Origin of the sequence: Cognatishimia sp. F0-27 (genome assembly GCF_020667845.1) — a bacterium.
Taxonomy (GTDB): domain Bacteria; phylum Pseudomonadota; class Alphaproteobacteria; order Rhodobacterales; family Rhodobacteraceae; genus JAFMPQ01.
Genome location: NZ_JAFMPQ010000036.1, coordinates 27486 through 54438, shown reverse-complemented (window position 1 = coordinate 54438; position 26953 = coordinate 27486). Strand labels below are relative to the sequence as shown.

Sequence of the window (26953 nt, the reverse complement as noted above, 5' to 3'; positions counted from 1 at the left end):
AGCCGTCGCTCGAAAACTCACCACAATCGCAAATGCCCTCGTCAAGTCAGGACAAAAATGGACTTCTCAGACTGTCTGAGAAATACAGTTGCTAAGTGCACGTGATCCTCGAAAGGCATCCTATGGACCGCGGTTGCTTCGAGGATACCTTGGTGCAAGACGCTTTTACAAAAGACGGCACCAAAGCACCTACCCTGCACGCCTTGGGTGAAAACACCACTTTTCCTGCACCAAATCAGGTCTTTCCCACGGGCCGAAGCTCTGCAAACGCTTGGCCGGTGGCCGCCTCATATTCTGCTTCGTCCCAAAAGCCGATCAGGATCCCATCTTTCGCAGCTCGTTTTTGACGGGCGAGGACGGCTGGTGTTGCGGTGATCCGTGTGTGGTGGCGCGTCGCCCAGTGAAGGAGTGCGGCCTCCATTCGTGTTCGGATTGAGATATGTTCAGGGTTGTCAGATTGGCCAAGGTCCGTGAGTTCGCCCGGATCGGTCTCAACATCGAACATGATCGGTTCGAACCCCTCGCATCGTATGTATTTCCAGCGACCATCGAAGATCATTGTCGTGTGCGCATGTTCTTGTGACACGTCCAGCGCACGCGCCATTTCGGACCAGTGGTAATCATGTTCGCTGATGACATACTTCCGTGAAAAGCCGTCGGTTCCGTGCAGAATTGGCGTAAGATCACGGCCTTCTATGACGTGCGGCTTGGCCTCGCAGCCCAAGGCATTCATGAAGGTCGGAGCAAGGTCGATCATCTCGACCAAGGCATCTGACACTGTCCCTCGGGTAGCGTCCGCCTGCGCTCTCGGATCGCTGATAATGAGCGGAACCTTGACCGCCATTTCATGGTAGAAGTCTTTATCGCCCATCCAGTGATCGCCCATGTAATCCCCGTGATCCGACGTGAAGGCGATGATGGTATTCTCGCTAAACCCCTTTTGATCCATCCAGGAGAATAGACGGCCAAGATTATCATCGAGCTGTTTGATCAGCCCCATATAGGCCGGAATGACATGGGCGCGCACGTGGTCGCGCGAAAAGCTTCGGCATACACGTGCCTCCAAATAAGCGCGCATCAAGGGGTGCTCGGTCTCACGTTCGGCGTCTGAGCGGACCGGATCGATGATATGCGTCTCATCGTACATGTCGTGATAGGGCGCCGGAACGATATACGGCCAGTGTGGCTTGATATAACTCAGGTGACACATCCATGGCCGCCCATCGGCCTCGGCCTCCTGCATGAAGTCCATGGCGCGGTCGGTCATATAGGCCGTCTCGGAATGCTCTTCGGGCACGTTGGCCGGCAGGCGCGAGTTCTTCAACAGCCAGGCCGAAAGCAATTCACCATCGTCATCGAGGCCGGAATTGGCGAAGTCTTCCCAAGGATTGTCGCTCTCGTACCCATGGGCGACCAGGTAATCATCGTAGGCCGACCATTGCTGGCGCGGGCTATCAGGGTGAAGGCCATCGTCCCGTTCGAACGGTTCGAAACCGCATTCAGACCGTCGCACGCCGATCTCGCTTTTCGGATCGATGCCAAGCCACGCCATGCCTTCGCGGTCTGCGATCATGTGTGTCTTGCCCACCAGCACAGCCCGCGCCCCGGCCTCGCGCAGGTGATCGCCCAAGGTCGGCTCACCGACGCGCAGGGGCATGCCATTCCAGGTCGAGCCATGGCTGCGCACATATCGCCCGGTATAGGCGGACATCCGCGAAGGGCCGCACACCGGCGACTGCACATAGGCACGGTCAAACCGCACACCGCGCGCGGCCAGCGCATCGATATGCGGCGTGTGCAGGTGTGGGTGTCCATAGCAGCTGAGGTAATCAAACCTGAGTTGGTCAGCCATAATCCAAAGCACATTCGGGCGGTCGGTCATGGCGTAGCCTCGGTTTTCAGGTTTTCGGTCAAAGGGGCTTCGACAAAGGCTTCGAAACGGTCGATGAGCCCGATGAAGGTGTTTACCTCTTCTTCCGAAAAGGTCCGCGACAGGGCCGCGCGGCGGGCCGACATGACGACCGAGGTCCGTGTGAAAACCTCGCGCCCATGGTCGGTCAGCTCAATCAGGGACGCCCTGCGATCGGCCTGACTGATGGTCGTGGTCACATATCCTTTGCGGACCATCACGGGAATCGCGCGGCTGATCAGGGCGTGATCGGTACGCTGAATTGCGGCCATTTCGGTCACGGTCAGCGGACCGGCCTCCGCCAGATCCCACAGGACCCGCCATTCGGTAATGGACAGATCTCCGGCAGATTTCAGCATGCGTTGCGCCTGAACGCGGGAGGCCAAGGATGCTGCTGACAGGCGGCCGAACAGATTGCGGTTCTGTTCAAGCTGGCGGGCTTTGACCCTGTCTGGCCTAGGTTTGGTGTGGTTTGTCATGTGGCCTCCGTACAAAGGGATAAGATCAGCAAAACTTTTACGTGACAAGTCACATAATTTTTGTAACGATGCGCAAGGAAAACCCGCAACAAGCGGGTCATTTGCCTGCGCTACGGCGCTGCATTGGGAGGACGCCATGATCAGAAATACCATCGCCGGGGCGATTTTGGCCGCGTTGCCAGCCGCCGGTTTTGCGCAAGCGACACTTACGGCAGAGACAACTTCGCCCGGGTCGACCCCGCATTACATTGATACAACCCTGGCGGCTGTTCTGGATGCAGCGGGCGTTGCCACGATGCAGATCACCGAAGGCGCCACACTCACGAATTCGGTGCAGGCCGTGGCCGAAGGCCAACTGGATATGGCACCGGCCCCCTTGATCCTGCCATTTCTGCTGTCCCGTGGCGTAGGCCCCTATTCCGGCCTGGGCGCTGAGCGGGGAGCTGAGCTGGCTGGCAATTTGCGGGCGCTGTTCTTTTCCGCACCGTCGGCTCAGATCTTTGGCCATTACAACAGCGGCACCATTCAAAGCCCGGACGACATCGAGGGCAAGCGCATCTACAACGGCCCGCCGCGTGGTGCGGCGTTGACGACGGGTCGCGCAGCGATTCAGTTGCTCAGCGGTTTGAAGGATGGCGAAGGCTATGAAGGCGTCCAAACGCCTTGGCCGGATACGGTTTCAACAATTACGGGCGGTGCGGTCGACGGCTGGACGCTTCCGGAAGGCTTGCCCTCCGGCCGGCAGATCGCCATCGCCGCAGCGGGTGGCACGACGCTCTACGATATTCCTTCAGATATTCTGAACAGCGAGCTCGGGCGGCAGATTGTAAACGCGCCCGGCAACGTCGCCTATTCCATTTCGGTGGACGAATATCGCGCCGCCTATGCCGGCAATGACATCAAGATTGTCACCGATGACGATACCTTCGATACATTTGCGTTGGCGTTTGCGCAGATCGTTCCGGCCTCCATGGACGAAGAACTGGCCTATCAAATCACCAAGGCCTATCTGGCGGGGCAGGAGCGGTTTCTGACGGGATCGCCGCGCGGCCCATACCTCTTCCTGAGCTTCGGCGACATTGAAGGCGCGCCCCAGGGCATTTGTGGCGCCGTCGCCCTGACGATGCACCCCGGTGCGATCCGCGCCTATGAAGAGGCCGGACATGCGGTCGCCGATTGCGCCCGTCCCTGAAGACCTCAGCGCTTCCGGGGCACCCATGACCGACGCACAGAGCATGAAACCCAGGGGACAGCGCATCGCGCTGTTCCTTGCATTTGTTCTTGTGTTTGTGGGTATGCTCAACACCCTGCCCGAAATCCCGGGACTACAGGATTGGGCGCGCGAGATCACTGGCATCCGGTTCTTCCGCATTTCCGGCTTTCCGACCGAATTCTTCTTTCCGCCGGTCTTCGTGCTGATGATGGTGATCGTCGCACTCGACGCGAGCCTTTATCGCACATGGCGCACGACGCGTCCGGAGCGCGCGTGGTTGGGTCTTGTGTTGGATGTCGGTCTCATTTTTGCAGCACTGGCTGGCGCGGTGGGATTCTGGATCGAAATCGATTCCGTCTGTCTGGTGGACCAGATCACGGGCGAACGGGCCCGATTGATCGAAGAAGCGATGGCGCGATCCGTCAATCTGATCCCCGGCATGACCCTCGACGCCGAGGTGCCTGCCTGCCAGGCCCGTCTGGGTCTCTGGGTTCTGCCGCTGCTGTTCACCATCATCCTTTTGTTCTTTCTTTACAACGTGCGCGTCTGGGGACTGCCGCTGGTCATCGTGGCGAGCATTGTCGTGCTCTACACCGTTTCGACAGCCCTCGTGTGGGTCTTCGATCTGAGCGACAACAACTTCCTCCTGACCAAACTGGGCGCGGATGGAGGAGACGCGCTGGCCGCGGCGATCCAGAAGGCCACAAATGTGTTCATCACGCCCGATGGGTTTATGGGCCGGTTCATGGATATCATCATAAACCAGGTGTTCCCCTACGTTGTGCTGGGCGCGCTTTTCGGATCATCGGCGGGCGGCACGTCCCTGATCAAACTCGCTGTGCGCCTGACGCGGAACCTGCGCGGCGGCCCCGCGCATGCCGCGATTGTCTCCTCGGCCATGTTTGGCACGATCACCGGTGGGCCGGTCACGAATGTGCTCTCGACCGGTCGGCTCACCATCCCGATGATGCGGCGCAATGGCTTTTCTCCGCAATTCGCAGGCGGGGTTGAGGCGGCGGCCTCTTCAGGTGGGCAGATCATGCCACCGGTCATGGGAATTGCAGCCTTTGTCCTCGTCGCACTGACCGCAGTGCCGTACACCAAGGTCATCACAGCAGCCTTCATCCCGGCCATCGCGTTCTTCTTCTCGATCTTCCTCGCGGTCATGTTCCAGGCCCGTCGCGAAAGAGTCGAGCCGATGCGGACCATCCCTGACGATTTGATCATGAAACGGCAAGACTGGCGGAACCTCTGGATCATCTTCCTGCCCATATTGGTGATCCTGTTCCTGCTTCTGGGGAACAAGGATGCGATCGGAGAAAGCTGGATCGCCTTTGTGCTTCCTGATGCGGTCGTACAAACCATCGTCAATGCAACTGGTGACGCCGTGTCGGCGGGTTGGTGGGCCGTGGCGATCCTGCTGCCTCTGATGCTTCTTGATCCAGAAACGCGCGCGCACCCCCGCAAGATTGCAATCGCCCTTGGCGAGGGTGGCATTCTCATATCGCGCTTGTTTCTCTTGCTCTTCGCGGTGTCGATCATCGCGGCTTTCCTGAACGAGAGTGGCCTGACGGGCGAGCTGACCCGCGCAGTCACGACGTGGCTGGAGCAGGTCACGTCGATCCGCATTCTGGGGTATGAGATCCAGATAGCCGGCGGCGTTTATCTGATGCTCGCCCTGGTTTGCGCCATGTTCTGCGCAATCCTTCTGGGCATGGGGATGCCAACCGTTCCGGCTTACGTGAACGTCGCCCTGCTTCTTGGGCCGCTTCTGGCGCAGCTCGGTGTCAGCTTCTTCACCGCAAATATGTTCGTCTTCTATTTCGCCGTGGCCTCGGCCATTACGCCGCCGGTTGCGGTCGCCGCCTTTGCCGCGTCGTCGATCACAGGGTCAGAACCCATGCGTACCGCATTTTCGGCGGTGCGCGTGGGCATCGTCATGTTCACGATCCCATTTGTGTTTGCCTGGTACCCCGAATTGTTGCTGATACCCGAGGCCGTCACGATCGCCGATGAAACCGGACGGCGTGTGTTCATGGAAGGATATTCAGGCGAAACTGACCTCGGGGCGCTTGCGTTGCTCCTCCTCCGGCTCTTTGTGGCGCTATACCTGTTGGCCTCCGCTCTGGCCCGCTACGATCATACAGCACTATCCGGTTGGGAAATGTCATTGCGAATTCTCGCAGCGATACTCATTCTCTGGAAGACGCCATTGATCATATCCGTCGGAGGGCTTCTGGCCTGCGTTTTGGTGGCCGTGCACTATTTGCGAAGCAGAACGCAGCAGCAAGAATGAGTCCTGATCGACAATTCGGTTCGCACCACGCGAAGGTTTTCTGACAAGGTGCTTTTATGGCCCCGAACGGACATCCACCCATTTGTTTGTCGCATATCGTTGGATTGTAGATGGGTTTTTGATTAGTTGAAGGCGCAGCTTACCCCGCCATGTTGTGAAGCGGATAAGACAATCAAAGCGCAGAAAACGATACTGTTCTGCGCACTGGAAAAATTCGGCCCGAGTCGCCAACGACTAAGAGCATTTTGGCCTGACATTGGAGAAGTTTCTGGCTTTAGCGTCATGTATTGCGGCACATCGGATTCTAGGGACATTGCCTGAAAACAGCAACAATACATGTTGTCTGAAAACAGTCATTGGGTACAGTCTACTCCCGGGTCCGTTATGGCCGTGATTGGTGATGGTGTGTGGCCATTGGCATGTACGTCCATTGAGTCGTCAGAAAGGTAGGGATCGCAAATGCCTATATACGAGTTTGCCCAAGAAGAAATTCGCCCACTGATCAAGACCACATTCAGTCAGATGGAACTACAGGAACGGCGTGATCTTCAACGCCTTCTGCGAGCGAACATCTCTGTTGTCGCACCCGACACGCTGGTTATCGCGGAAGAGTTCGGGGAATGGGACGAATCGCGACGTCGTATCGACCTCCATGGCATTGATCGCGATGCCAATCTCGTCGTAGTTGAACTCAAGCGTACTGAAGACGGCGGGCATATGGAACTCCAAGCGATCCGCTATGCTGCGATGGTCTCGACCATGACCTTTGATCAAGCCGTAGACGTCTTCGCTCGTTACCAAGGACAGATAGGCTGCTCCGATGTCGATGCGCGAAGTGAATTATTGGATTTCCTCGGTTGGGATGAACCTGATGAGGACGCCTTCGCCCAGGATGTGCGCATCGTTCTTGCCTCCGCTGAATTCGCTCGTGAATTGACGACATCCGTTCTTTGGTTGATTGAGCGTGATATTGATATTCGATGTGTGCGACTCCAGCCATACGACCATGAAAGTCGAGTTTTTGTGGATGTCCAACAGATCATCCCACTTCCTGAGATGGCTGAATATCAGATACGAGTAACCGAAAAGAAGCGTAAAGAGCGAAAGGCGCGCTCGGATTGGACGAAGTATGATGTGACGCTCGGTGGGCGTAAAATACTAGGTTTGCGAAAGCGGCACGCGATCTATCAGACATTCCGCTATTTGGTTGAAAATGGCTTTGCACCGGAGGACGTTGCAAAACACCTTGGTCAGTCGATTGATCGTTCTCTTGTTTCAGTCAGCGGCGCAGTGAACGCTGACGAATTCTATACGCTTGCCCAAGAAACACGGCAAAAGATGGAGCTCAGTTTTACTCGCACCCGATTGTTCTGCGGTGAAGAAGAACTGCTATATTTCGATAATCGTACGTATGCTTTCATAAACCAGTGGGGCGGCCCTACATGGCTTCAGGCAATGAAAAACTTGCGAGATTCCTTTCCTGATCAGAAGATCGAATTCGCTCCATCTGAATAGTCATGGCAAGCAAATGCTTCTAAGATGGGTTCCTTTATGCACTCGTATGTCGCTGAAGCAAACGACCAATTCAGGAACGTTGCACTGTAGCGCAGAGCACCTTGGCATGCGTCGCGTTTCGACCATAACTGTGATTATCCGAGGCCGCCGAAGCAAGCACACCGGCATGGGTCTCATATCTTCAGAAACGCTCGAGCCAAGGCCGCAGGGCGACCTCATTCGTCCAAGCGCTGCGGTCCTGTTCGATCAGGTGCCGGTAGGTGCGGGCGATCGCCTCGGGGCGCAGCATCGACCCCGGCTTGTCCGCAGGCTCCACCCGACCCGGGTTCAGGATCGCACCGTCGATGTTGATCCATACCACGTGAATGCCCTGCGGATGCAGCTCCCGCGCCATACTCTCGGCGAGGCCTCGCTGCGCAAACTTGCCCATGGCGAAGGGCGCGGACTGCGGGAAGCCCTTCACCCCCGCCGAGGCCCCGGTAAAGAGGATCGTGCCGCGCACCCCATCCAGCGGCTCTGCTTCGAGCATGCGCCGCGCGGCATGTTTGCCGCAGATGAACGCGCCAATCGCCGTCACGTCGACGGCCCGGCGGACCTCTTCCACCGGCAGTTCCGCAACCGGTCCCCGCACCCTCGCCGAGGGGTTGTAGACCACGACGCGCGGCGCCTCTGGAAGTTCGTCGAAGAGCCGCGCCACTGCGCCCTCGTCCGTCGCATCCAGAAGAACGGAGCGGGCGCCGATCTCCTCTGCCACAGCGCGCATCTGTTCGCCACCGCGTGCAGCAAGCGTCAATGCGTGGTCCTGCGAAAGATCGCGGGCAACAGCAGCGGATAACCCTGCACCCGCACCAATGATCACGGCCCTTGGTTTGTTCATGGTTCTTTCCTACTCCAGAGTGGCTCCTGATCTTGACCCTCTTTCGCGTATAGCATAGGAGGGTGTTCGCTGAGCGGGCGTTGTGTAGTGGTAAGACCTTAGCCTTCCAAGCTAATGACGCGGGTTCGATTCCCGCCGCCCGCTCCAGAAACTTTCTTCCGACATATCGCCTGCAAATCGAATACCGATCAAACGGTATGCTCCTGATTATTCAAAGAAAATCAGCATCTGGACACAGGACTTCCAAGCAACTGATACGGGTTCGGTCTACGTCGCCCGCGCCGTCTGCTTCCTGATCGAGTTACCGTAATCGGGTCACGGTCTGGTCAGTGATCGTCGCACCAGCGTCGATTTGACCGTAACCGCGTCAATCCTGCGCTTGACCCGCAGCGCCCGGCATTGAAAAACCGTTGCGTAGGCAAGGACGGAGGCCCCATGGCCCGAAGAACGACCCCAAACGGGCCCAACAAGACAGAAGACCGCGAAAAGTCACGAAATCTCGGGGCTCTGCGGGCACTCTGGCCGTTCATGAGACCCTACAAGCTCTTGATGGGTTTGGCGCTGCTTGCCTTGACGGCCACAGCTGGTGTCTCGCTGGTCCTGCCCTTGGCGGTGCGGCGCGTGGTGGACAATTTCAACACAAAATCGGGCGAGCTGCTCAACCTGTATTTCGGCGCGGCCCTCGGAATCGCGGCCCTTCTCGCGCTTGGCACGGCGTTGCGCTACGCGCTGGTGACACGCTTCGGCGAACGGGTCGTCGCGGATGTGCGTAAAGCGGTCTTCAACAAGGTCATCTCGCTCAGCCCCGCCTTCTATGAGAAGATCATGACGGGCGAGGTCCTCAGCCGGATCACCACCGACACCACCTTGATTCTGTCGGTGATCGGATCGTCGATTTCCATCGCCTTGCGCAACGTCTTGCTGTTCATCGGGGGACTTGTGCTTATGCTGATCACGGCTCCGAAGCTCACCGGGCTTGTGCTGTTGATCGTGCCAGCGGTGATCATCCCGATCATGGTGCTCGGGCGGCGGCTGCGCAAGCTGTCACGCGAAAACCAGGACTGGATCGCGGAAAGCTCGGGCAATGCCTCGGAAGCGCTGACCTCCGTCCAGACGGTGCAGGCCTATACGCACGAATTGATATCGCAAACGGCCTTTTCCGATGTGACCGAAAGAAGCTTCGACGCCGCACGGCGCCGTATCTGGACCCGCGCGTTGATGACGGTGATTGTGATCTTCCTGGTGTTCACAGGCATTGTCGGCGTGCTGTGGATCGGCGCATGGGACGTGCGCGCGGGCGGTATGACGGCCGGCACCCTGATCCAGTTCGTGATCTATGCCGTGATGGTCGCCGGCGCGGTCGCCGCGCTTTCGGAGGTGTTCGGCGAATTGCAGCGCGCAGCCGGCGCGACCGAGCGATTGGTCGAGCTTCTCAACGCCGAAGACAGCGTCCGCGACCAGCCCGACCCGGCCACTCTTCCAACGCCCGTGCGTGGCGAGATCATGTTTGACAACGTGACTTTCTCCTACCCGTCCCGTCCGGGAATTGCCGCGTTGGACGCGGTAAACCTCACGATCACCCCGGGAGAGACCGTCGCGCTCGTGGGTCCTTCCGGTGCCGGCAAGACAACCGTGATCCAGATGATCCAGAGGTTTTATGACCCTGATTCCGGCACCGTCCGGCTTGACGGAATGCCGCTTGAAAGCCTCTCTCGCACTGACTTTCGCAAGCATCTTGCGCTCGTCCCGCAGGATCCGGTGATTTTTGCGGCGACAGCGCGCGAGAATATCCGCTTTGGCCGTCCGGATGCCAGCGACGCAGAAGTCGAGGCCGCCGCCAAGGCCGCTGCCGCACATGACTTCCTTGTGGCCCTGCCAGAGGGCTATGAAACATGGGTTGGAGAGCGGGGCGTCATGTTGTCGGGCGGACAGAAACAGCGGATCGCCATTGCGCGTGCCATCTTGCGCGACGCGCCCGTTCTGCTTCTGGATGAGGCGACCTCTGCGCTGGATGCAGAAAGCGAACGCGCGGTGCAAACCGCCGTCGACGCGCTGGCGGAAGGACGCACGACGGTCATTGTCGCCCACCGCCTTGCAACGGTGAAAAAAGCCGACCGCATCATCGTGATGGATCAGGGCCGCATTGTCGCGACCGGCGCGCATGACGCGCTTGTGGCCGAAGGCGGGCTCTATGCCCGGCTGGCTCGGCTCCAGTTCACGGATGGCATGGCCGCAGAATAGCGCAACGAACCCGCACATCAGGCCGCAAACCCAGACCGCGCCAAGCCCAAAGGGGCTCAGGAAGGCGCAGGTTTTGGCTGCGTCGCTTTCAGCGGCCATGTTTGGAGACATGCGGGCGCGCTAAACCCCCGACAAGCCCAGCATTCGCAGGACTGCTTTTTCATCATCCTCCCTCTCCCTCCGGACCGATCAAGCACGGGCCGACTGCCGACCACGGGCGGAGGTTAGACCATAGGTGTTTAAGGTTGAACGAACCGGGGCCACTCCGCACGCAATCCATTGCACGGGAGGAAAACAAAAAGACCCCCCTGCCCATCAAGGCAGGGGGGTCCCTCGGCCGGTTCGGAAGTCGGCCCAAGCGATTGCCGGTTTACTTGTTAACGGTGATCCTGCCATCCGTGTACGGCTGATACGGTGCGTTGGACGCGATGAACTCGGCGGTCACATCCGCAAGATCGGGTCCGAAGTCATAAGCGTTGGCTGCATCCACAAACATGCCATAGCCATCTCCGCCATTGCGCACGTAGTTGTTGGACACAACCCCATAGACTTTTTCCATGTCGATGGGCGCGCCGCCAACCATGACGTCGGAAATCCGGCTCCCCGGCTCCTTGGAAAGATCCACGGTGTAGCTCATGCCGGCCACTTGCGGGAAGCGTCCCGCACCGTCTTCGACCTGGCTGACACCGTTTTCGAGGGCCTCGACAATGGTCGCGCCCGAGACTTCGAAGGTGGACAACGTGTTCTGGAACGGCAGAACGGTCAGGACCTCGCCCATCGTGACCTCTCCAGCATCAATGGACGCGCGCAGACCGCCGCCATTCTGGATCGCGATTTCGACACCCTGGTCCTTCACACGGTCGAGCATCGCATCCGCGACGAGGTTGCCCATCGGGCATTCCATCGCGCGGCAGACTTCGCGCGCCCCTTCGATCGGCTCAGAGGCTTCCGCCACGACACGGTTGCGCAACTCCTCAAGCGGCTGTGCCAGCTCGGCCACACGCGCAACGGCGGCTTCATCCTCGGCCACAGAGGCATCCAGCAGGATCGGATCACCACTGATCTCGGTCAGGTTTCCATCATCGTCAAACGTGACCTGAAGCTCGCCAAGATACTTGCTGTAGGCGTAAGCCTGAACGATCGGCACATCGTTCACGACTGTGGGGTAGGTTCCCTCGGCATCTTCATCGGTATTGGACAACAGGGTGTGCGAATGCCCCCCGATGATCAGATCAACCCCGGTCAGGGCTTCGGCCAGTCGCCGGTCAGCCGGGAGGCCCACATGGGTCAGAAGGATGATCTTGTTCACGCCATCTTCAGTCAGGGCGTCAATCTCCGCCTGAGCCGCGTCAACGGCGGAGGAAAAGACCACGCTCGCACCCGGAGAGGAAGTTTCTGGTGTGTCTTCCGCAAGCACGGACACCACGCCGATCCGCTCATCGCCGCGGCTCAGAATCGTGGATTTGCGCACCTTGCCCGCCAGCAGATTGTTCTGACTGACATCGATATTTGCAGACAGGACCGGGAACTCCACCTGGTCGAGGAACGCGGCCAGGCCCTCGGGGCCATCGTCGAATTCGTGATTCCCGACGGCCATCGCATCATAGCCAAGCTGCGTCATGAATTCGGCGGCCAGATCACCGCCATACTGGGTGTAGAACAGCGAACCCTGAAACTGGTCGCCCGCGTCAAGCAAGAGCACATCGCCCTCGGCCCGGGCCTTTGCCTCGTTGATCGCGGTGATCATCCGCGCAATGCCGCCAAAACACTTGCCTTCGGCATTGTCATCCGGCGAGCAGGTCGAATCGAAGCGGTTGATCGGCTCGAACCGGTCATGAAAATCGTTTGTGTGCAGGATGGTCAGCGAATAGTCGGCATGGGCAACCGTTGATGCCAATGCCAGCGCGGCTGCACTGGTCAGGGTTTTCAGGGACATGGTCTTCCTCTCTGTCGTGTTTTGTTATTGCCGCGATGGTGCCGTGCCACTCGGTCGGAGTCAAAGCCTACGCTAGGGCAGAGGATGCAACAGCGGCACGGAACCAATCGATGCCGATTGCTTGACCAGACCGGCAACGCACGGCATTCACTCCCCATGCTTATTTACAAGATCCTCCGGGCGGACGAATGGGCCGCCCTTCAGGCGCAAGGCGAAACCAGCGGCGCGCCCGTCGATGTGGCGGACGGCTATATCCATTTTTCGCCCGCCGATCTGGTTCGGGAAACCGCCGCCAAGCATTTTGCGAAAGAAGATAACCTGACACTGCTGGCACTGGAGGCCGACGCTCTCGGTCCAGACCTGCGGTGGGAGGAATCCCGTGGCGGAGCGCTCTTCCCGCATCTCTACGGGCCTTTGCGTCTTAGGGATGTGGTCTGGTCCAAGCCGCTGGATCTGGGACCCTCCGGGCACGTCTTTCCTGAAGACATCCCTTGAGCCGGTCCGAGACATCACCGCCAGAAGGGCAAACCCGGCCTGACGGTCCAAACAGAAAAGAGTGAGCGTGATGCGCCTGATCGAAAGCCTTGGTTTGTCCGTGTTGCGCCGAATGGATCCGGAAAAAGCTCACGGTTTGGCGCTGCGCGCTTTGCGAGCCGGTATCGGACCGTCCGGCGGGGTGGCCAGCAGCCCGCGGCTCAAGACCACGCTCGCGGGTCTGGATCTGCCGAACCCGATTGGCCTCGCGGCAGGGTTCGACAAGAACGCTGAGGCGCTGGATGGTCTCGCCCGCAGTGGGTTCGGCTTTCTGGAGGTCGGCGCGGCAACCCCGCTTGCGCAACCGGGCAACCCCAAACCCCGCCTGTTCCGACTGAGCGAAGACCGCGCCGCCATCAACCGTTTCGGCTTCAACAACGACGGGATGCACGCAATCGCTGCACGTCTGGCCAAACGGCCATCGAATGCGGTTGTTGGCCTCAATCTGGGCGCCAACAAGACGTCGGAGGACCGCGCAGGCGATTTTGCGAAGGTCCTGGCGCATTGCGGCCCTTTCGTCGATTTCGCGACGGTGAATGTGAGTTCGCCCAACACCGAAAAGCTGCGTGACCTTCAGGGCAAAGCTGCGCTGGCCGCTTTGCTTGATGGGGTGATGACCACCCGGGCCACTTTGCCAGAGCCTGTGCCGGTTTTCCTGAAGATTGCGCCCGACCTCGATCAGCAGGGTCTTGAGGACGTCGCAGAAATCGCCATGAGCTCCGGCGTGGCCGGTGTTATCGCGACAAATACAACGCTCAACCGAGACGGTTTGCGCTCTCCCCACGCGGCCGAAGCGGGCGGCCTTTCCGGCGCGCCTCTCTTCGAGCGTTCAACTCGGGTGTTGGCACAGCTCTCCAAGCTGACCGACGGAACGATGCCGCTGATCGGCGTCGGCGGTGTCGGATCCGCCGAACAGGCCTATGCAAAGATCCGTGCCGGCGCCGCTGCGGTTCAGCTATACACGGCCCTTGTATACGGCGGTGTGAGCCTTGTATCGGAGATTGCCGAAGGTCTCGACAGGTTGCTGCAACGCGATGGGTTTGCCTCGGTTTCTGACGCGGTTGGCACGGATCGCGAGAGCTGGCTTTAAGCCGGAGCCGCGGGACTGCGTCTGATCGGTGTTGCGGCTTGCCGTGCGAACGGAACCCTATACGCAGAGGGTCACCATCCATACAGCAAGACACGCCTCCTGTTCCAAAACGACCGTCAGCGGATACAGGTGGCGCTCGGCCCCCGCTTCAAAGCCAGAGCTCTTCTGAAAGGCCCGCCGCAAACCATACCAACGCTCAGGAAACACCGCGCGCCCTACTGCCAAGCTGGGACGGGACACCCCGCGCGGCGTGAAACAATGCGGGGCACAGGCTGGCCGGGGTTCAGGCGAGACTTCGAGGAGCGAGGCGGGTGATCCTTCGACCGACGAAGCCCTGCCGGTGGATGACCCGCGACGAACATCAGCCGCGTGGTTCGGCGCGTAGGCCGTGAACGGCCGTTCAGAGTCGTGGGACCGACGGGGCGCGCGTGGCGGCAACAAAGGCCGCGATCTTTTCGGCGTCTTTGACGCCCGGCGCGCTTTCAACCCCGGACGACACATCCACTTGCTGAACCCCGGTCATGGAGATCGCTGTGCCGACCGTTTCCGGTGTCAGCCCGCCAGCAAGCATCCATGGCTTTCCGAACCGACGGCCCGCAACGAGACGCCAATCAAACGCAAGGCCATTGCCGCCGGGCAGGTCACCGTCTCTTGGGGGTTTCGCGTCGATCAGGATTTGATCCGCGACGCCGGAAAAAAGCGCAACCTGTTCAAGATCGCTTTCCTCTGCCACACCGACGGCTTTCATCACGGGCAAGCCGTAACGCGCGCGGATGTCGGCCACCCGCGCCGGAGTTTCGTGCCCGTGCAATTGGAGCATGTCGAGCGGAACCTGCGCCATGAGACTATCAAGCATGGTATCATCGGGGTCGACAACTAGCCCAACCTTGACGATCCCCGCTGGCACCGCAATCGCAAGGTCCCGCGCCGCTTCAAAAGAAAGATTGCGCGGCGATTTCGGAAAGAAAACAAACCCGACATAAGACGCATCGGCGGATGCCGCCGCCTCGACATCAGCGAGGCGTGTCAGGCCGCAGATCTTGGTGCGCACGTCCACGACCGTTCCTTTTCAATGGCATCAGAGACCGGGTGGTCAGACGCGGGAAGAGCTCTGATCCAGAAGGGCCAGAACCTCGTCCTTGTCCTTGTCACGCTCCGCCTGGGTGCGCTTGAGCTCACGTTCGAGCTTCTTGACCTCGGCCCCTTTGGTGCGGGCTTCGGCGCGGTGCTTGTGTTCGCGCAGCCATTCGAACACCTCGCCCAGCACGAAGCCCAGCAACAGCGACGCGAGTACAACGATGAAAAGCGGCACCTGGACCGAGACGCCCATCCATGCGATCGGGTCAAGCCCGGACATGCCCGACGGCAACGTGTTCAGCGTCACCGGTTGCAGGTTGGCGACCGACACGATTGTCAGAAGAATAGTCAGGCCCGCATAGATGGCGTAGCGAATGTAGCGCATGGATTACTTCCCGTTGAGGCGGTCACGCAGCAGCTTGCCGGTCTTGAAGAACGGCACATGTTTTTCTTCAACCTGAACCGATTCACCAGTCCTCGGGTTCCGGCCAATGCGCGCATCTCGCTTCTTGACCGAAAAGGCCCCGAAGCCCCGCAACTCGACCCGATCGCCCCGAGCCATGGCGTTTGTGATTTCGTCGAAGATCGTGTTCACGATCCGCTCCACGTCCCGTTGATAAAGATGCGGATTGTCATCTGCAATCTTCTGGATCAATTCCGACCGGATCATCAAACATCTCCCCCGATTGTCACAGGCCGTCAACCCGCGCGCCTTGTGCCATAACTATAGGAAGAAGAACCGCTTACGGGAATGCCCATCTGCGAATTCTCTGCAGAGGATTCGGAAAAAAGGCGATTTTGCAGTGTTTTGCGGAAGCCTGAATTGCCATCGTGGCGGCAAAGACGGCGCAAGCCCCGGAGATCGGCGCAAAGCAGTCGGTCTTCGATTCGTCGATGTCATGACCGCCGATTCAGGCGCGCTTTGCCCTCTTATGGTGCAGGTAGGTTGTGCTCAGGCGGTTGAGAAACGCGTGATCGTCCTCGGTGAAGCGGTCAATCAACGCCAGAGGTTCCTTCACATAGCCCTTGTACTCGGCACGGGTTGGCGGATCGAATATCGGCACGTCACGCCCAAGCATTTCGGCAAGCTGGACCTGGTCCTCCGCGAATTCGTCATAGAATTGCTGGGCAAGATAGTGGGAAAACAAGCGGTAGCGCCCGCTGACAACGTCCGGCTGAGCGCCGAAATACTCCGACAAGGCCACGCCCATGGCTGGCGTTATGGTGGCTTGCTCTCCAATCGCGTCGCTGCAGATACGAAGAAATTGGTAGGTGCCAAGAAGTGATTTCAGCGACGGGGACACGTTCGCCCGCTGACTAACCGTCCAGTCGCGGCCCCCATCAAGTCCATGATAGCGCATGAAATGTGCGATGACATCATGCCCTGCATCTTGCGGGCCATAGAGGCTGACCGCGACCGCGTCCGCCCCGAATGCTTCTCGCCATCGACGCACCAAGGCGCCTTGAAAAGCGACATCGACATCGAAGATATCCGTTCGCGCATCAGCCTTTAGCGTGCGAATGTTGCCATCGAGTGCAACGCGCCCAAACTTTGCCTTCTGGATATAACGGCTATGAAGCCACAGGTCGATCCGACGCAAATAGATGTGGATGGTTAATCGCCCAAAGTGGCTGACTTCCCGCTTCAAGCGGACAAGATCCTCACTGGACAGGAAGGAAAACGCCTCGGAGGATAGGATAACCGTCCGCAGATCGCTCGCCAGAACTTCCTGACGCATCTCCCGCCACGTCCCCTTACTCTCTTGAAACCGCCCCAGTTCCTGGAACAATGAGCCCACTTCGTAAGCAAGGTTATGGTGCGCCTTAAGGATCAGACGGTCTTTGATCGGATATGACCAGCCATCTTCCTCGCCAAAAGTGGAGTCGGCAAGCGCGCGTTGCAGGCTTGTGGTTCCCGTTTTGGTAGTACCGACATGCAAGATAAGGTGTCGATCGCCCAGAACTTTTGCCATGGTTCACCTGTCTGACGAAGGAAAGCGAACGTCTACACATCGTATGCCGCAAGCGTAGGCCGGAAGTAACTATCGAAGAAAGGTGGGCCTCCGAGGAAGCCCACCTTTGCAACACAAACGGGTTAAGACGATCAGTCGTCGCGGTTCAACGCTGCGCCGAGGATATCGCCAAGCGATGCACCGGAATCGGAGGAACCGAACTGTTCGACGGCTTCCTTCTCTTCGGCGATCTCGCGCGCCTTGATCGACAAGCCCAGACGGCGGGTTTTCATGTCCACGTTTGTCACGCGCACATCCACCTTGTCACCGACAGAGAAACGCTCGGGGCGCTGCTCGGAGCGGTCACGCGACAGGTCGGAACGGCGGATGAAGGACTTCATACCCTCGTATTCGACCTCGATGCCGCCGTCTTCGATCGCCGTCACTTCGACGGTCACGATGGAGCCACGCTTGATGCCACCGGCTGCGTCGGCAAACTTGTCGCCGCCCAGCGCCTTGATGGAGAGCGAGATGCGCTCCTTCTCGACATCAACCTCGGAGACAACCGCCTGAACAATATCGCCCTTGCGGTATTCCTGGATGGCTTCTTCGCCACGCTGGTCCCAGCTGAGGTCGGAGAGGTGCACCATGCCGTCGATCTCGCCTTCGAGACCGATGAACAGACCGAACTCGGTGATGTTCTTGACCTCGCCCTCGACCTGGGTGCCCTCGGGGTGGGTCTCGGAGAAGACTTCCCACGGGTTGCGCATGGTCTGCTTGAGACCGAGCGAAACGCGACGCTTCGCACCGTCGATTTCCAGAACCATCACGTCCACTTCCTGAGAGGTGGAGACGATCTTGCCCGGATGGACGTTCTTCTTGGTCCAGCTCATCTCGGAGACGTGCACGAGCCCCTCGACACCCGGCTCCAGCTCAACAAACGCACCGTAATCGGTGATGTTCGTCACGCGGCCCTTGTGGACCGAGGAGAGCGGATACTTGGCGCCAACCAGATCCCACGGATCTTCCTGCAGCTGCTTCATGCCGAGGCTGATACGGTGGGTTTCCTTGTTGATCTTGATGACCTGAACCTTGACGGTCTCGCCGATCGACAGGATCTCGGAGGGGTGGTTCACACGGCGCCATGCCATGTCGGTCACGTGCAGCAGGCCATCGACGCCGCCAAGGTCGACGAATGCGCCGTACTCGGTGATGTTCTTGACCACGCCGTCCACGGCCTGACCTTCGGTGAGGTTGGCAATGACCTCGGCGCGCTGCTCGGCACGGCTCTCTTCGAGGATCGCGCGGCGCGAAACAACGATGTTGCCACGGCGACGGTCCATCTTGAGGATCTGGAACGGCTGCTTGAGACCCATGAGCGGGCCTGCATCGCGCACCGGGCGCACATCAACCTGCGAGCCGGGCAGGAATGCCACGGCGCCGCCCAGATCGACGGTGAAGCCGCCTTTGACCCGGCCAAAGATCGCGCCTTCGACGCGTGCGTCGTCGGCATAGGCCTTTTCGAGACGGTCCCAAGCTTCTTCGCGGCGCGCCATTTCGCGGGAAATGACGGCTTCGCCACGGGCGTTCTCGGCAGAACGAAGATACACTTCGACGTCGTCACCGACAGAAATGTCGGGCGCTTCACCGGGATTCGCGAATTCCTTGAGTTCGACGCGGCCTTCCATCTTGTAGCCGACATCGATAATGGCTTGGCCCGCTTCGATTGCGATGACCTTGCCTTTGACAACAGACCCCTCTTCGGGCGTGTCCATTTCGAGGCTTTCGTTCAGGAGGGCCTCGAACTCCTCCATGCTTGCATTCTGAGCCATGTGGCTGATCGTATCCTTTATGTGCATTTGACTGGCCGGGTGGTTGTCTCCACCGGTCTGAATGAGGCCCGCGCTTCTGCTTGGGCTGAATTGGTCAATGGGACGCGCATCAAACGTAAAGAGGGCCGGTGCTGTCCCGACCCTGCTCGATCTCTTTAACGTTTGCGGCTTGGCGCCGTCTCGACGAGAGGCTCTATAGGCCCAAAGGGCCCTCTCCGCAAGCCTGTTGACCACCCGTCGCCCGTCACGCCAAAGCCTGCCGATGCCCCTGATCCATGCCGACGGCTCTCAAGGGCGTTCGCCTCCAACGCAGGGCCGCGCGACCACTGCCCCCTAAGCGCTCGACAGATGCAAGGACCGCGCAGACGGATCGTCCCGCGTTCCGGCGCGCGGACACAGGCCCCGTCTTCTGCGACGATTCGCAAAAATTGACCCGCGCGGTCGCTCCTGTCAGCGGAGCCGTGCCTCCACGATCGAACGCGCCTCGGCAAGTGCCGCCTCGATCGACAGCGCCGATGTATCGAGCGTCACCGCGTCCTCCGCCGGTTTCAAAGGCGCATCCTTGCGTCCCATGTCGCGGGCATCCCGCGTCTTTACATCCCGCAACACGTCGTCGAGCGCCACATCATGCCCGGCCGCGATCAGCTCCCGCCACCGTCTCTCGGCGCGCACCTCGGCACTGGCTGTCACAAAGAGCTTCACCTCGGCCTCGGGGCAAATCACCGTGCCGATATCGCGCCCGTCCAGCACCGCGCCACCGCTCCGGCGTGCAAAGGCGCGTTGAAAATCCACCAGCGCGGCCCGCACCTCGGCAATCACCGCCACCTTGGAAGCCGCCTGTGCAACCGCCGGCGTGCGCAAGCCGTCCTCCGCGAGGTCTTCGGCCCTCAACGCAAGCGCCGCATCGATCGGTGACACGCCTTCCAGAACGCGCCGTCCCACCGCGCGGTAGAGCAATCCCGTATCGAGATGCGCAAACCCGAAATGTTCTGCGATCGCCCGGCTCAACGTGCCCTTGCCGCTGGCTGCGGGGCCATCAATGGCGATGGTGAACGGCATCGGTTGGTCTCCCGCCGCTCCGCTCACCGCGCAACCCGGTCGATCCGCGCGCCAAGATCCGCCATCAACGTCTCGAAGATCGGGAAAGACGTTGCAATCGGCCCACCATCGTCAACCGTCATCGGCGCATTGGTCGCAAGCCCAAGGACGAGAAAGGACATGGCAATGCGGTGGTCGAGGAAACTCTGCACCGTCGCCCCCCCGGGCACCGCGCCATGGCCGAGCCCGTGCACCGTCCACCAATCCTCGCCCTCGTCGACGCGCAGTCCAGCGGCGCGCAGGCCGCGCGCCATCGCGTCAATCCGGTCGCTTTCCTTGACGCGCAGCTCCTTGACGCCCGGCATATGGGTCTTTCCCGCCGCAAAGGCGGCAACACAGGACAGGACCGGGTATTCGTCGATCATCGAGGCCGCGCGCTCTGGCGGCACCTCGATCCCACGCAGATCCGGCGAGAACTTCGCGCGCAGATCGGCGACCGGTTCGCCGCCCTCTTCGCGCGGGTTTTCGAAACTGAGCTCCGCCCCCATGTCCTGCAACGTGTAAAAGAGACCGGCGCGCGTCGGATTGAGCCCGATATTGGGCACCAGCACATCCGATCCTTCCGTGACCAGCGCCGCGCAGACCGGGAAAGCCGCAGAACTCGGGTCGCGCGGAACCGCAATGGTCTGGGGGCGGAACTCCGGCTGCCCGACAAGCGTGATGACATGCCCCTCCGCGCTGTCCTCGCGCCGGATTGTCGCGCCAAACCCGGCCAGCATGCGCTCGGAGTGATCGCGCGTTGCTTCCCGCTCGATGACCACCGTCTCCCCCGGCGCGTTCAGACCCGCCAGAAGGACCGCCGATTTCACCTGCGCGGAAGGAACGGGCACCGTGTAGCGCACTGGCTGCGGATCGCGCGCCCCAAGGATCGTCATCGGAAGACGGCCTCCGGACCGGCCATAGGCACGCGTCCCGAACTGCGCAAGCGGATCCGTGACGCGCGCCATCGGACGCCCGTTCAGGCTCGCGTCGCCGGTAAAGGTCGCGGCAATCGGCGTCGTTGCCATCGCCCCCATGATCAACCGCACGCCAGTGCCGGAATTGCCGCAATCGATCACATGATCCGGTTCCCCGAACCCGCCAACGCCAACCCCGTGCACATGCCATGCACCGTCACGCTTCTCGATCTGGGCGCCAAAGGCACGCATCGCCGACGCCGTATCCAGAACGTCCTGCCCCTCAAGAAGACCGGTCACCACGGTTTCCCCGACGGTCATGGCTCCGAGAATCAGCGAGCGGTGCGAGATCGACTTGTCGCCCGGCACCTGCGCCGTGCCGGACAGCCCTGCGGATTTGTGCGAGATCATGGGAATCGGATCGCCGTGTGCCGACATGGGAAACCTTTCGCTAATCGTTTCCGCGCGGGATAGACGAGCCGCTCCGCGCTGTCCATGGCTGCGAGGACCGCCACCACCTGTGCGACCGCCCCGGCCCCGGCCCGCTTGTGGCGCGCGCGGCCGGACTTCTTTGGGCCTCAAATATCCTGGGGGAGTCGGCGCTTGCGCCGGCGGGGGCAACGCCCCCTGCCCTATCCCGGCGCGTGTTGCAGCTCGAACGTCATGTAATGCGGCACCCGGCCTTCGCGCAGTGCCTTTTGCTCGTAGCGCGTGGAAATCCAGTCCCCCCAGGGGTGGCGCCAGTCCGCCGGCCTTTCCGCGGTCCAGGAAAACCCTGCCCGGGGCACCTCAACCATGGTCTGCCGAACGTAGTCGGGAATGTCCGTCGCCACCCGGAACTGCGCGCCGGGCTGCATGGCCCGCGCAAGCGGCGCAAGATGCTCTGCCGTGACAAAGCGGCGCCGGTGGTGCTTCTTTTTGGGCCAGGGATCAGGGTAGAGCAGGAACGCCCGCGCGATGGAGGCGCTCGGCAAGACATCCATGAGGTCGCGAGCATCCCCGGGATAAACCGCGACATTCTCGACCCCTGCCGCACGGATCTTGCCCAACAGCATTGCAACCCCGTTGAGGAAGGGTTCACACCCAATGATCGCCACATCCGGGTTCAATTGCGCCTGGTGGACGAGGTGCTCTCCACCCCCGAAACCAATCTCGAGCCAGACCGGACGCCCGCCAAACCGCGCCGCGAGATCAAGCGGCACACGGTCCGGGTTGACGTCCCAATCCACCGGTCCCGGCGACAGCGTCTCAAGATCCTGCGCGAGATAGGCTTCCTGCGACGGGCGCAGCGTCTTGCCCTTCACACGGCCATAAAAGTTGCGCCACGGCGCCTTCGGGTGCTTGTTCGACATGGTCATGCGCGGAGCCTCTACCCAAGCCCGGCCCGCAGGGCAAGCCGCCGCTACTCGACGAGCACGCCTGCCTCTTCAAGCTCGGCCCGGCTTGGAAACCAAAGATCGCCGCGCATGCGCTTTGTCTCGATGGCAAAGACCGGATCCACCCCGCGCCCGATCATGTAACGCAACTCCTCGAAGGTTTCCGTCTGCGTGTCGGAATAAACCCATGAGCCAAAATCGAAGGGCGTTTCCCACCCTTCCTCCTCGCGGACGCTCTCATAATAATCCGCCATCGCATCGGCATTCCAGCTGCGCTGATGAAACCCGATCTTGGAGCCCCGTGTCATCGTCCGACGGGCCCCCGCCAGAAACACGGTGACGCAGGCGCTGGAGCAGGCGCCATCCGTCACGGTATTGAGCTCGAAATCCTGCACGATATGCGCCATTTCGATCCCGGCCCAGACAGACCCGCCGGTGCTGTTGAGTTTCAGCGTGCGGATCCCGGGATTGGCCCTGAGCAGATCCCGCAACACATCGACATCCCGGTTCTGGATCTCGCGCGCCGGTCCGAGGCGCGCAGCCTCGGTGTCATAGACCAGCGTGCTGCCTTGGATGTCGAACTTGCCGCTGTCATCCGCGACTGCCGCCTGCGCCGCCGCGCAGAGCGCGCTGGCGAAAAGGATGCCCCGTATCATGGCCAATGCCCCGTCTTGCCGATCCCGCCATCAAACCGCTCCCGCCGCCCGCTGACAAGGGGACCGCCGCACCCAATCCCGCAACCGTGGCCGGTTGCGGGCGCGCGATACGATACGATGCGATGCGATGCGGACAACGTCCGATCAGACGGCCTTGGCAAGCGCCTCGGCAAGATCTGTCTTTTCCCAGCTGAAGCCGCCATCCGCTTCCGGAGCACGGCCAAAGTGCCCGTAAGCCGCCGTGCGCTGATAGATCGGACGGTTGAGATCAAGATGGGTGCGGATGCCCCGGGGTGTCAGATCCATGACCTGTGGTATCGCGCGTTCGATCGCCGCGGCGTCCACTTCGCCCGTTGTGTGGGTGTCTACATAGATCGAAAGCGGCTTTGCCACGCCAATGGCATAGCTGAGCTGCACGGTGCAGCGCCGCGCCATACCGGCCGCCACGACGTTCTTGGCAATGTAGCGCGCCGCATAGGCGGCAGAGCGATCCACCTTGGTCGGATCCTTGCCGGAGAACGCGCCGCCCCCGTGGGGTGCCGCGCCGCCATAGGTGTCGACAATGATCTTGCGCCCGGTCAAGCCCGCGTCTCCGTCCGGGCCACCGATCACAAAGGTGCCTGTCGGATTGACCCACCATTCCGTGGCGTCGCTGATCCAGTCTTCCGGCAGGACTTCGCGGATATAAGGCTCGACGATTGCGCGAATATCCGCGCTCGACTGCGCCTCGCTCTCATGCTGCGTGGAAAGCACGATGGAGGTCACGCCAACGGGCGTGCCGTTCTTGTAGCGTACGGAAATCTGGCTCTTGGCGTCGGGACGCAGCAAGGGCGATTCGCCGGATTTCCGCGCCTCGGCAAGGCGGCGCAGGATGGCGTGGGAATACTGGATCGGCGCGGGCATGAGCGCCTCGGTCTCATCGGTGGCATAGCCAAACATGATCCCCTGATCGCCGGCCCCCTCATCGCCCCGTTCACCGGTCACGCCCTGGGCGATATGCGCGGATTGCTCGTGCAAAAGGTTCGTGATCTCACAGGTCGCGTAATGGAACTTGTCCTGTTCATACCCGATATCCCGAATGCAGGCGCGGGCGATATCCGGGATACGCTCCATGTATTCGGAGAGCTTGTCCTGGTCGCTCAACCCGACTTCTCCGCCGATCACGACACGATTCGTGGTCGCGAAGGTCTCACAGGCAACGCGCGCCAGGGGGTCTTCGGAAATCAGGGCATCCAGCACCGCATCGGAGATCCGGTCGCAGACTTTGTCCGGGTGGCCCTCCGAGACGCTTTCGGAGGTGAAAATATAGTTCTCTCGGGCCATTGGAGTGCTCCATTGATGATCTCCGTCACGCCAGGAAGCCGTTGTGACGGGGCATAAAAAACGCTGTCGTCGGGATTATGCCCCTGTGCCAGCAGGGTCAATCGGAAAGCCGCGCACCGCGCCAATTAGTGCAAGGGCTGCAAGACAGAGCCAGAGCGCGACCGGCCAGTCCCCCGTGCGACTGTAGAGTGTGGGTGGCCCGGGCGGGGGCAAGGCCGCGTCCAGCAACCCCGCTTGCCCCAACGGAATTGCGCCCAGCACCCGCCCGCCGCGATCGATCATCGCGGAGACGCCGGTATTGGCCGCGCGCACCATCGGCAACCCCATCTCGACTGCGCGGATGCGGGCCTGTGCAAGATGCTGATAGGGGCCGGACCAATGACCGAACCACGCGTCATTGGTCAGCTGCAACAGGAAGTCCGGCCGGTCCGGCGTGCCCCGGACATCCTGGGGGAAGACCGCCTCGTAACAGATCAGCGGCAGCGCCCGGCCCAGCCCCGGTCCCAGATCGAGCAAGTCGGGGCCGGGCCCGGCCGCATATCCGCTATTGGCCCGCGCTGCGAGGCCGCCGATCTCGAACATCCGGAAGAAGGCCGGAAAGGGCATGTATTCGCCAAACGGCACCAGATGGTGCTTGTCATAGGTCTGTGCCACACCGCCTTGTGCATCCAGAACGACCATGGAGTTATACCAATTGCCGGCGTCCTCGCGCTGGATGCCAAGCGCCACGGGCACACCGCCTGATGCCTGCGCAATCAACGCCAGGGTGGCGTCTGCCCGGTTGAGCAGAACCGGTAGGGCCGTTTCCGGCCAGACGATCAGAACGGGCGGCGTCGCTGCGTTGCTTGGTGCCTCGGTAAACCGCATTTGCCGGTCAAAGAAGGTCGGGATGTGGGCCGGATCCCATTTCTGATGCTGCGGGGCATTGGGCTGGATCAACCGGATGAAGGGACGGTTTTCAAGGCTGTCCGGGGGTGGCAAGAGTGACAGCCCGCCAAACCAGAGCCCCCCGACAAACACTGCGCCAAGCCCTGCCAGCGCGACGCTTCGGTTTGTCCGCCCTGCATCGGCACCGCGCTGAAGACCATCCACCGCCAGAGCGAGCAACATGCCCAGCGCCACGGTCGCCGCCACAAGCCCGTGCGGTCCGATCACCGAGACCCATTGCAGCACCGGCGTGTCGAGCCAGACATAGGACAGCAATCCCCATGGGAACCCGGTGAACACATAGGCGCGCAGAAGCTCTACCGCACACCACGCGACAACCAGCGCCGGCGCCCGCACGCGCCCGAACTGCGCGGCCAGCCAAAAGGCGAGGCCCCAAAAAAGCGCCAGCCCACCGCCCAGGCCAAGCAGCCCGATGGGCGCCATCCAGCCCGTCACGGCCGCGTCGACGAGGAACGGCTCCACGATCCAGCCGAGCGAGAGACCGAAATAGCCCAGCCCGACGGTCCAGCCTGCAAGTGCCGCGCTGCGCCCGCAGCGCGTGCGCAAAAACAGCCAACAGGCCATGACGAGGCCCGCCAGCGCAAGGATCAGAAGGTTGTAAGGTGCCGTGCCCAGCGCGAGAAGCAGGCCCGCCACAAAGCCGATTGCGATGCGGATCGCACGCGACAGGGGCGCGCGCCGGGGCCGCGCCTCCGCCGTTTCAGCCATGCTCGGCTTGCGGTGTGGCTTCTGTGGGACGGGGTTGCGGCGCCGGTTTGGTTACCGCGCCCGAAAGACTGCCCGGCAGGCGCACCCGCAAGCGTTTGATCCGGCGCGGATCCGCGTCCACCACTTCGAAATCGACGCCTTCCGGATGCGGCACCACTTCGCCGCGTGCGGGCACGTGGCCCGCCAGCATGAAGACGAGACCGCCAAGCGTGTCGATTTCCTCTTCGTCGATGTCGTCGTGATCGGTCAGGGCGAGTCCGATTTCCGATTCGAATTCGTCCAGCGGAGTCTTGGCCTGCACCAGGTAACAGCCCGATTTCTCCCGGGTCCAGTTCTGGGCCTCGTCGGTGTCGTGCTCATCCTCGATCTCCCCGATGACCTGTTCGATCAGGTCTTCGATTGTGACGAGCCCGTCCACCCCTCCGTATTCATCGATGACAAGCGCCATGTGCCGGCGCTCTGTCTGCATCTTGGTGAGAAGGACCCCGATCGGCATGGAGGGCGGCACATAGACGAGCGGACGCAACATGCGTTTGAGGTTGAATCGTGTCGACGTGCCGTCGAACCCGTGCAGCAGCGCGAGGTCCTTGAGATGCACCATCCCGATGGGCGTGTCGAGCGTGCCCTCGTAGACGGGCAAGCGCGTCAGGCCACTGTCGCGGAAGACCTGCACCAGATCGTTCTTGGTGATGGTGACCGGAACGGCGATGATTTCGATCTTGGGAATGGCGACATCTTCGACCCGCAAGCGGCGCAGGTTGATCATCCCATGCGTGTGCGCCACGGTGTCGGTGGCGGTGCGTGGCGTGTCGGCTTCATACCCGACCATGTCAGCCTTCGGCCAGCCGAAGACCCGTCGGAAAAATCCCGGCCTGTGATGTTGCATGTCCTCATCGCTGCGATGAGGGGTAGCGTGGTCGTTATGCTCTTCGATGCGCGCGCTTTGCGCTGCTTTAGACGAGCCGTCAGTATCACCCATGTCTTCTGCCAAATCCGT

The 26953-nt window shown here is 60.9% G+C and carries 22 protein-coding genes, 1 tRNA gene and 1 riboswitch; of the genes, 7 read left to right on the top strand and 16 right to left on the bottom strand.

The window, feature by feature from the left end; translation table 11 throughout:
• Positions 1–235: 235 nt before the first annotated feature.
• Positions 236–1882, bottom strand: coding sequence for a sulfatase-like hydrolase/transferase (locus J1C49_RS17340; protein ID WP_227447099.1), 1647 nt, complete (start codon positions 1880–1882; stop codon positions 236–238).
• A complete protein-coding gene (locus J1C49_RS17335) occupies positions 1879–2268 on the bottom strand; it encodes a MarR family winged helix-turn-helix transcriptional regulator (protein ID WP_227447098.1) in 390 nt (129 codons plus the stop codon). Before J1C49_RS17335 ends, J1C49_RS17340 begins: the two co-directional genes overlap by 4 nt.
• A gap of 82 nt (positions 2269–2350) precedes the next feature.
• Between J1C49_RS17335 and J1C49_RS17330 the strand changes: the two genes are divergently transcribed.
• The 3 genes from J1C49_RS17330 to J1C49_RS17320 all read left to right on the top strand — a co-directional run bounded on the left by J1C49_RS17330 (position 2351) and on the right by J1C49_RS17320 (position 7412).
• Positions 2351–3580 carry a TAXI family TRAP transporter solute-binding subunit gene (locus J1C49_RS17330; protein WP_227447097.1) on the top strand — a complete coding sequence of 410 codons (1230 nt, stop codon included), beginning with the start codon at positions 2351–2353 and terminating at the stop codon, positions 3578–3580.
• Between the two features lie 25 nt (positions 3581–3605).
• A complete protein-coding gene (locus tag J1C49_RS17325; RefSeq protein ID WP_227447096.1) occupies positions 3606–5897 on the top strand; it encodes a TRAP transporter fused permease subunit in 2292 nt (763 codons plus the stop codon).
• 459 nt (positions 5898–6356) lie between these two features.
• Entirely contained in the window at positions 6357–7412 is a 1056-nt protein-coding gene (locus J1C49_RS17320; RefSeq protein WP_227447095.1) for a hypothetical protein, read from the top strand.
• 181 nt (positions 7413–7593) lie between these two features.
• On the opposite strand, the gene J1C49_RS17315 is transcribed toward J1C49_RS17320, so the two are convergent.
• The gene (locus J1C49_RS17315; RefSeq protein ID WP_227447094.1) at positions 7594–8289 is read right to left on the bottom strand and encodes an SDR family NAD(P)-dependent oxidoreductase; all 696 of its coding nucleotides are present in this window, start codon (positions 8287–8289) and stop codon (positions 7594–7596) included.
• Between the two features lie 73 nt (positions 8290–8362).
• On the opposite strand from J1C49_RS17315, the gene J1C49_RS17310 reads away from it, so the two are divergent.
• Positions 8363–8436, top strand: a tRNA-Gly gene (locus tag J1C49_RS17310).
• 288 nt (positions 8437–8724) lie between these two features.
• Positions 8725–10530, top strand: coding sequence for an ABC transporter transmembrane domain-containing protein (locus J1C49_RS17305; RefSeq protein WP_227447093.1), 1806 nt, complete (start codon positions 8725–8727; stop codon positions 10528–10530).
• Between the two features lie 370 nt (positions 10531–10900).
• On the opposite strand, the gene J1C49_RS17300 is transcribed toward J1C49_RS17305, so the two are convergent.
• On the bottom strand, positions 10901–12466 hold the full coding sequence (locus J1C49_RS17300) for a bifunctional UDP-sugar hydrolase/5'-nucleotidase (protein WP_227447092.1): 1566 nt from the start codon (positions 12464–12466) through the stop codon (positions 10901–10903).
• Positions 12467–12622: 156 nt separating this feature from the next.
• On the opposite strand from J1C49_RS17300, the gene J1C49_RS17295 reads away from it, so the two are divergent.
• Positions 12623–12961 (top strand): DUF952 domain-containing protein, encoded by a 339-nt coding sequence (locus J1C49_RS17295; RefSeq protein ID WP_227447091.1) that lies wholly within the window; start codon positions 12623–12625, stop codon positions 12959–12961.
• Between the two features lie 70 nt (positions 12962–13031).
• Entirely contained in the window at positions 13032–14090 is a 1059-nt protein-coding gene (locus J1C49_RS17290; protein ID WP_227447090.1) for a quinone-dependent dihydroorotate dehydrogenase, read from the top strand.
• Positions 14091–14490: 400 nt separating this feature from the next.
• Here the strand turns inward: J1C49_RS17290 and J1C49_RS17285 are convergent, their stop codons facing one another.
• The 12 genes from J1C49_RS17285 to J1C49_RS17230 all read right to left on the bottom strand — a co-directional run bounded on the left by J1C49_RS17285 (position 14491) and on the right by J1C49_RS17230 (position 26935).
• Positions 14491–15147, bottom strand: a complete 657-nt coding sequence (locus tag J1C49_RS17285) for a phosphoribosylanthranilate isomerase (protein WP_227447089.1) — start codon at positions 15145–15147, stop codon at positions 14491–14493.
• A 36-nt stretch (positions 15148–15183) separates the two neighbouring features.
• Positions 15184–15552: a lipopolysaccharide assembly LapA domain-containing protein gene (locus J1C49_RS17280; RefSeq protein ID WP_227447088.1), complete on the bottom strand. Its 369-nt coding sequence runs from the start codon at positions 15550–15552 to the stop codon at positions 15184–15186.
• Between the two features lie 3 nt (positions 15553–15555).
• Positions 15556–15837 carry an integration host factor subunit beta gene (ihfB, locus tag J1C49_RS17275; RefSeq protein ID WP_227447087.1) on the bottom strand — a complete coding sequence of 94 codons (282 nt, stop codon included), beginning with the start codon at positions 15835–15837 and terminating at the stop codon, positions 15556–15558.
• Between the two features lie 241 nt (positions 15838–16078).
• Positions 16079–17140, bottom strand: a complete 1062-nt coding sequence (locus J1C49_RS17270; RefSeq protein ID WP_227447086.1) for a hypothetical protein — start codon at positions 17138–17140, stop codon at positions 16079–16081.
• Between the two features lie 131 nt (positions 17141–17271).
• Complete coding sequence (rpsA, locus tag J1C49_RS17265) at positions 17272–18951, bottom strand: 30S ribosomal protein S1 (protein ID WP_227447085.1); 1680 nt, start codon at positions 18949–18951, stop codon at positions 17272–17274.
• 450 nt (positions 18952–19401) lie between these two features.
• Positions 19402–20010 carry a d(CMP) kinase gene (locus tag J1C49_RS17260; RefSeq protein WP_227447084.1) on the bottom strand — a complete coding sequence of 203 codons (609 nt, stop codon included), beginning with the start codon at positions 20008–20010 and terminating at the stop codon, positions 19402–19404.
• Positions 20011–20033: 23 nt separating this feature from the next.
• Positions 20034–21383 (bottom strand): 3-phosphoshikimate 1-carboxyvinyltransferase, encoded by a 1350-nt coding sequence (gene aroA, locus J1C49_RS17255; protein WP_227447083.1) that lies wholly within the window; start codon positions 21381–21383, stop codon positions 20034–20036.
• Between the two features lie 194 nt (positions 21384–21577).
• Positions 21578–22303, bottom strand: a complete 726-nt coding sequence (locus J1C49_RS17250; RefSeq protein ID WP_227447082.1) for a tRNA (guanosine(46)-N(7))-methyltransferase TrmB — start codon at positions 22301–22303, stop codon at positions 21578–21580.
• Positions 22304–22347: 44 nt separating this feature from the next.
• A complete protein-coding gene (locus J1C49_RS17245) occupies positions 22348–22977 on the bottom strand; it encodes a hypothetical protein (RefSeq protein WP_227447081.1) in 630 nt (209 codons plus the stop codon).
• Positions 22978–23121: 144 nt separating this feature from the next.
• Positions 23122–24300 (bottom strand): methionine adenosyltransferase, encoded by a 1179-nt coding sequence (metK, locus tag J1C49_RS17240; RefSeq protein WP_227447080.1) that lies wholly within the window; start codon positions 24298–24300, stop codon positions 23122–23124.
• Between the two features lie 5 nt (positions 24301–24305).
• A riboswitch (SAM-SAH riboswitch) is annotated at positions 24306–24353 on the bottom strand.
• Between the two features lie 22 nt (positions 24354–24375).
• Positions 24376–25956 (bottom strand): apolipoprotein N-acyltransferase, encoded by a 1581-nt coding sequence (lnt, locus tag J1C49_RS17235; protein ID WP_227447079.1) that lies wholly within the window; start codon positions 25954–25956, stop codon positions 24376–24378.
• On the bottom strand, positions 25949–26935 hold the full coding sequence (locus J1C49_RS17230) for a hemolysin family protein (protein ID WP_227447078.1): 987 nt from the start codon (positions 26933–26935) through the stop codon (positions 25949–25951). The genes lnt and J1C49_RS17230 overlap by 8 nt, the downstream gene beginning before the upstream one ends.
• Positions 26936–26953 lie beyond the last annotated feature (18 nt).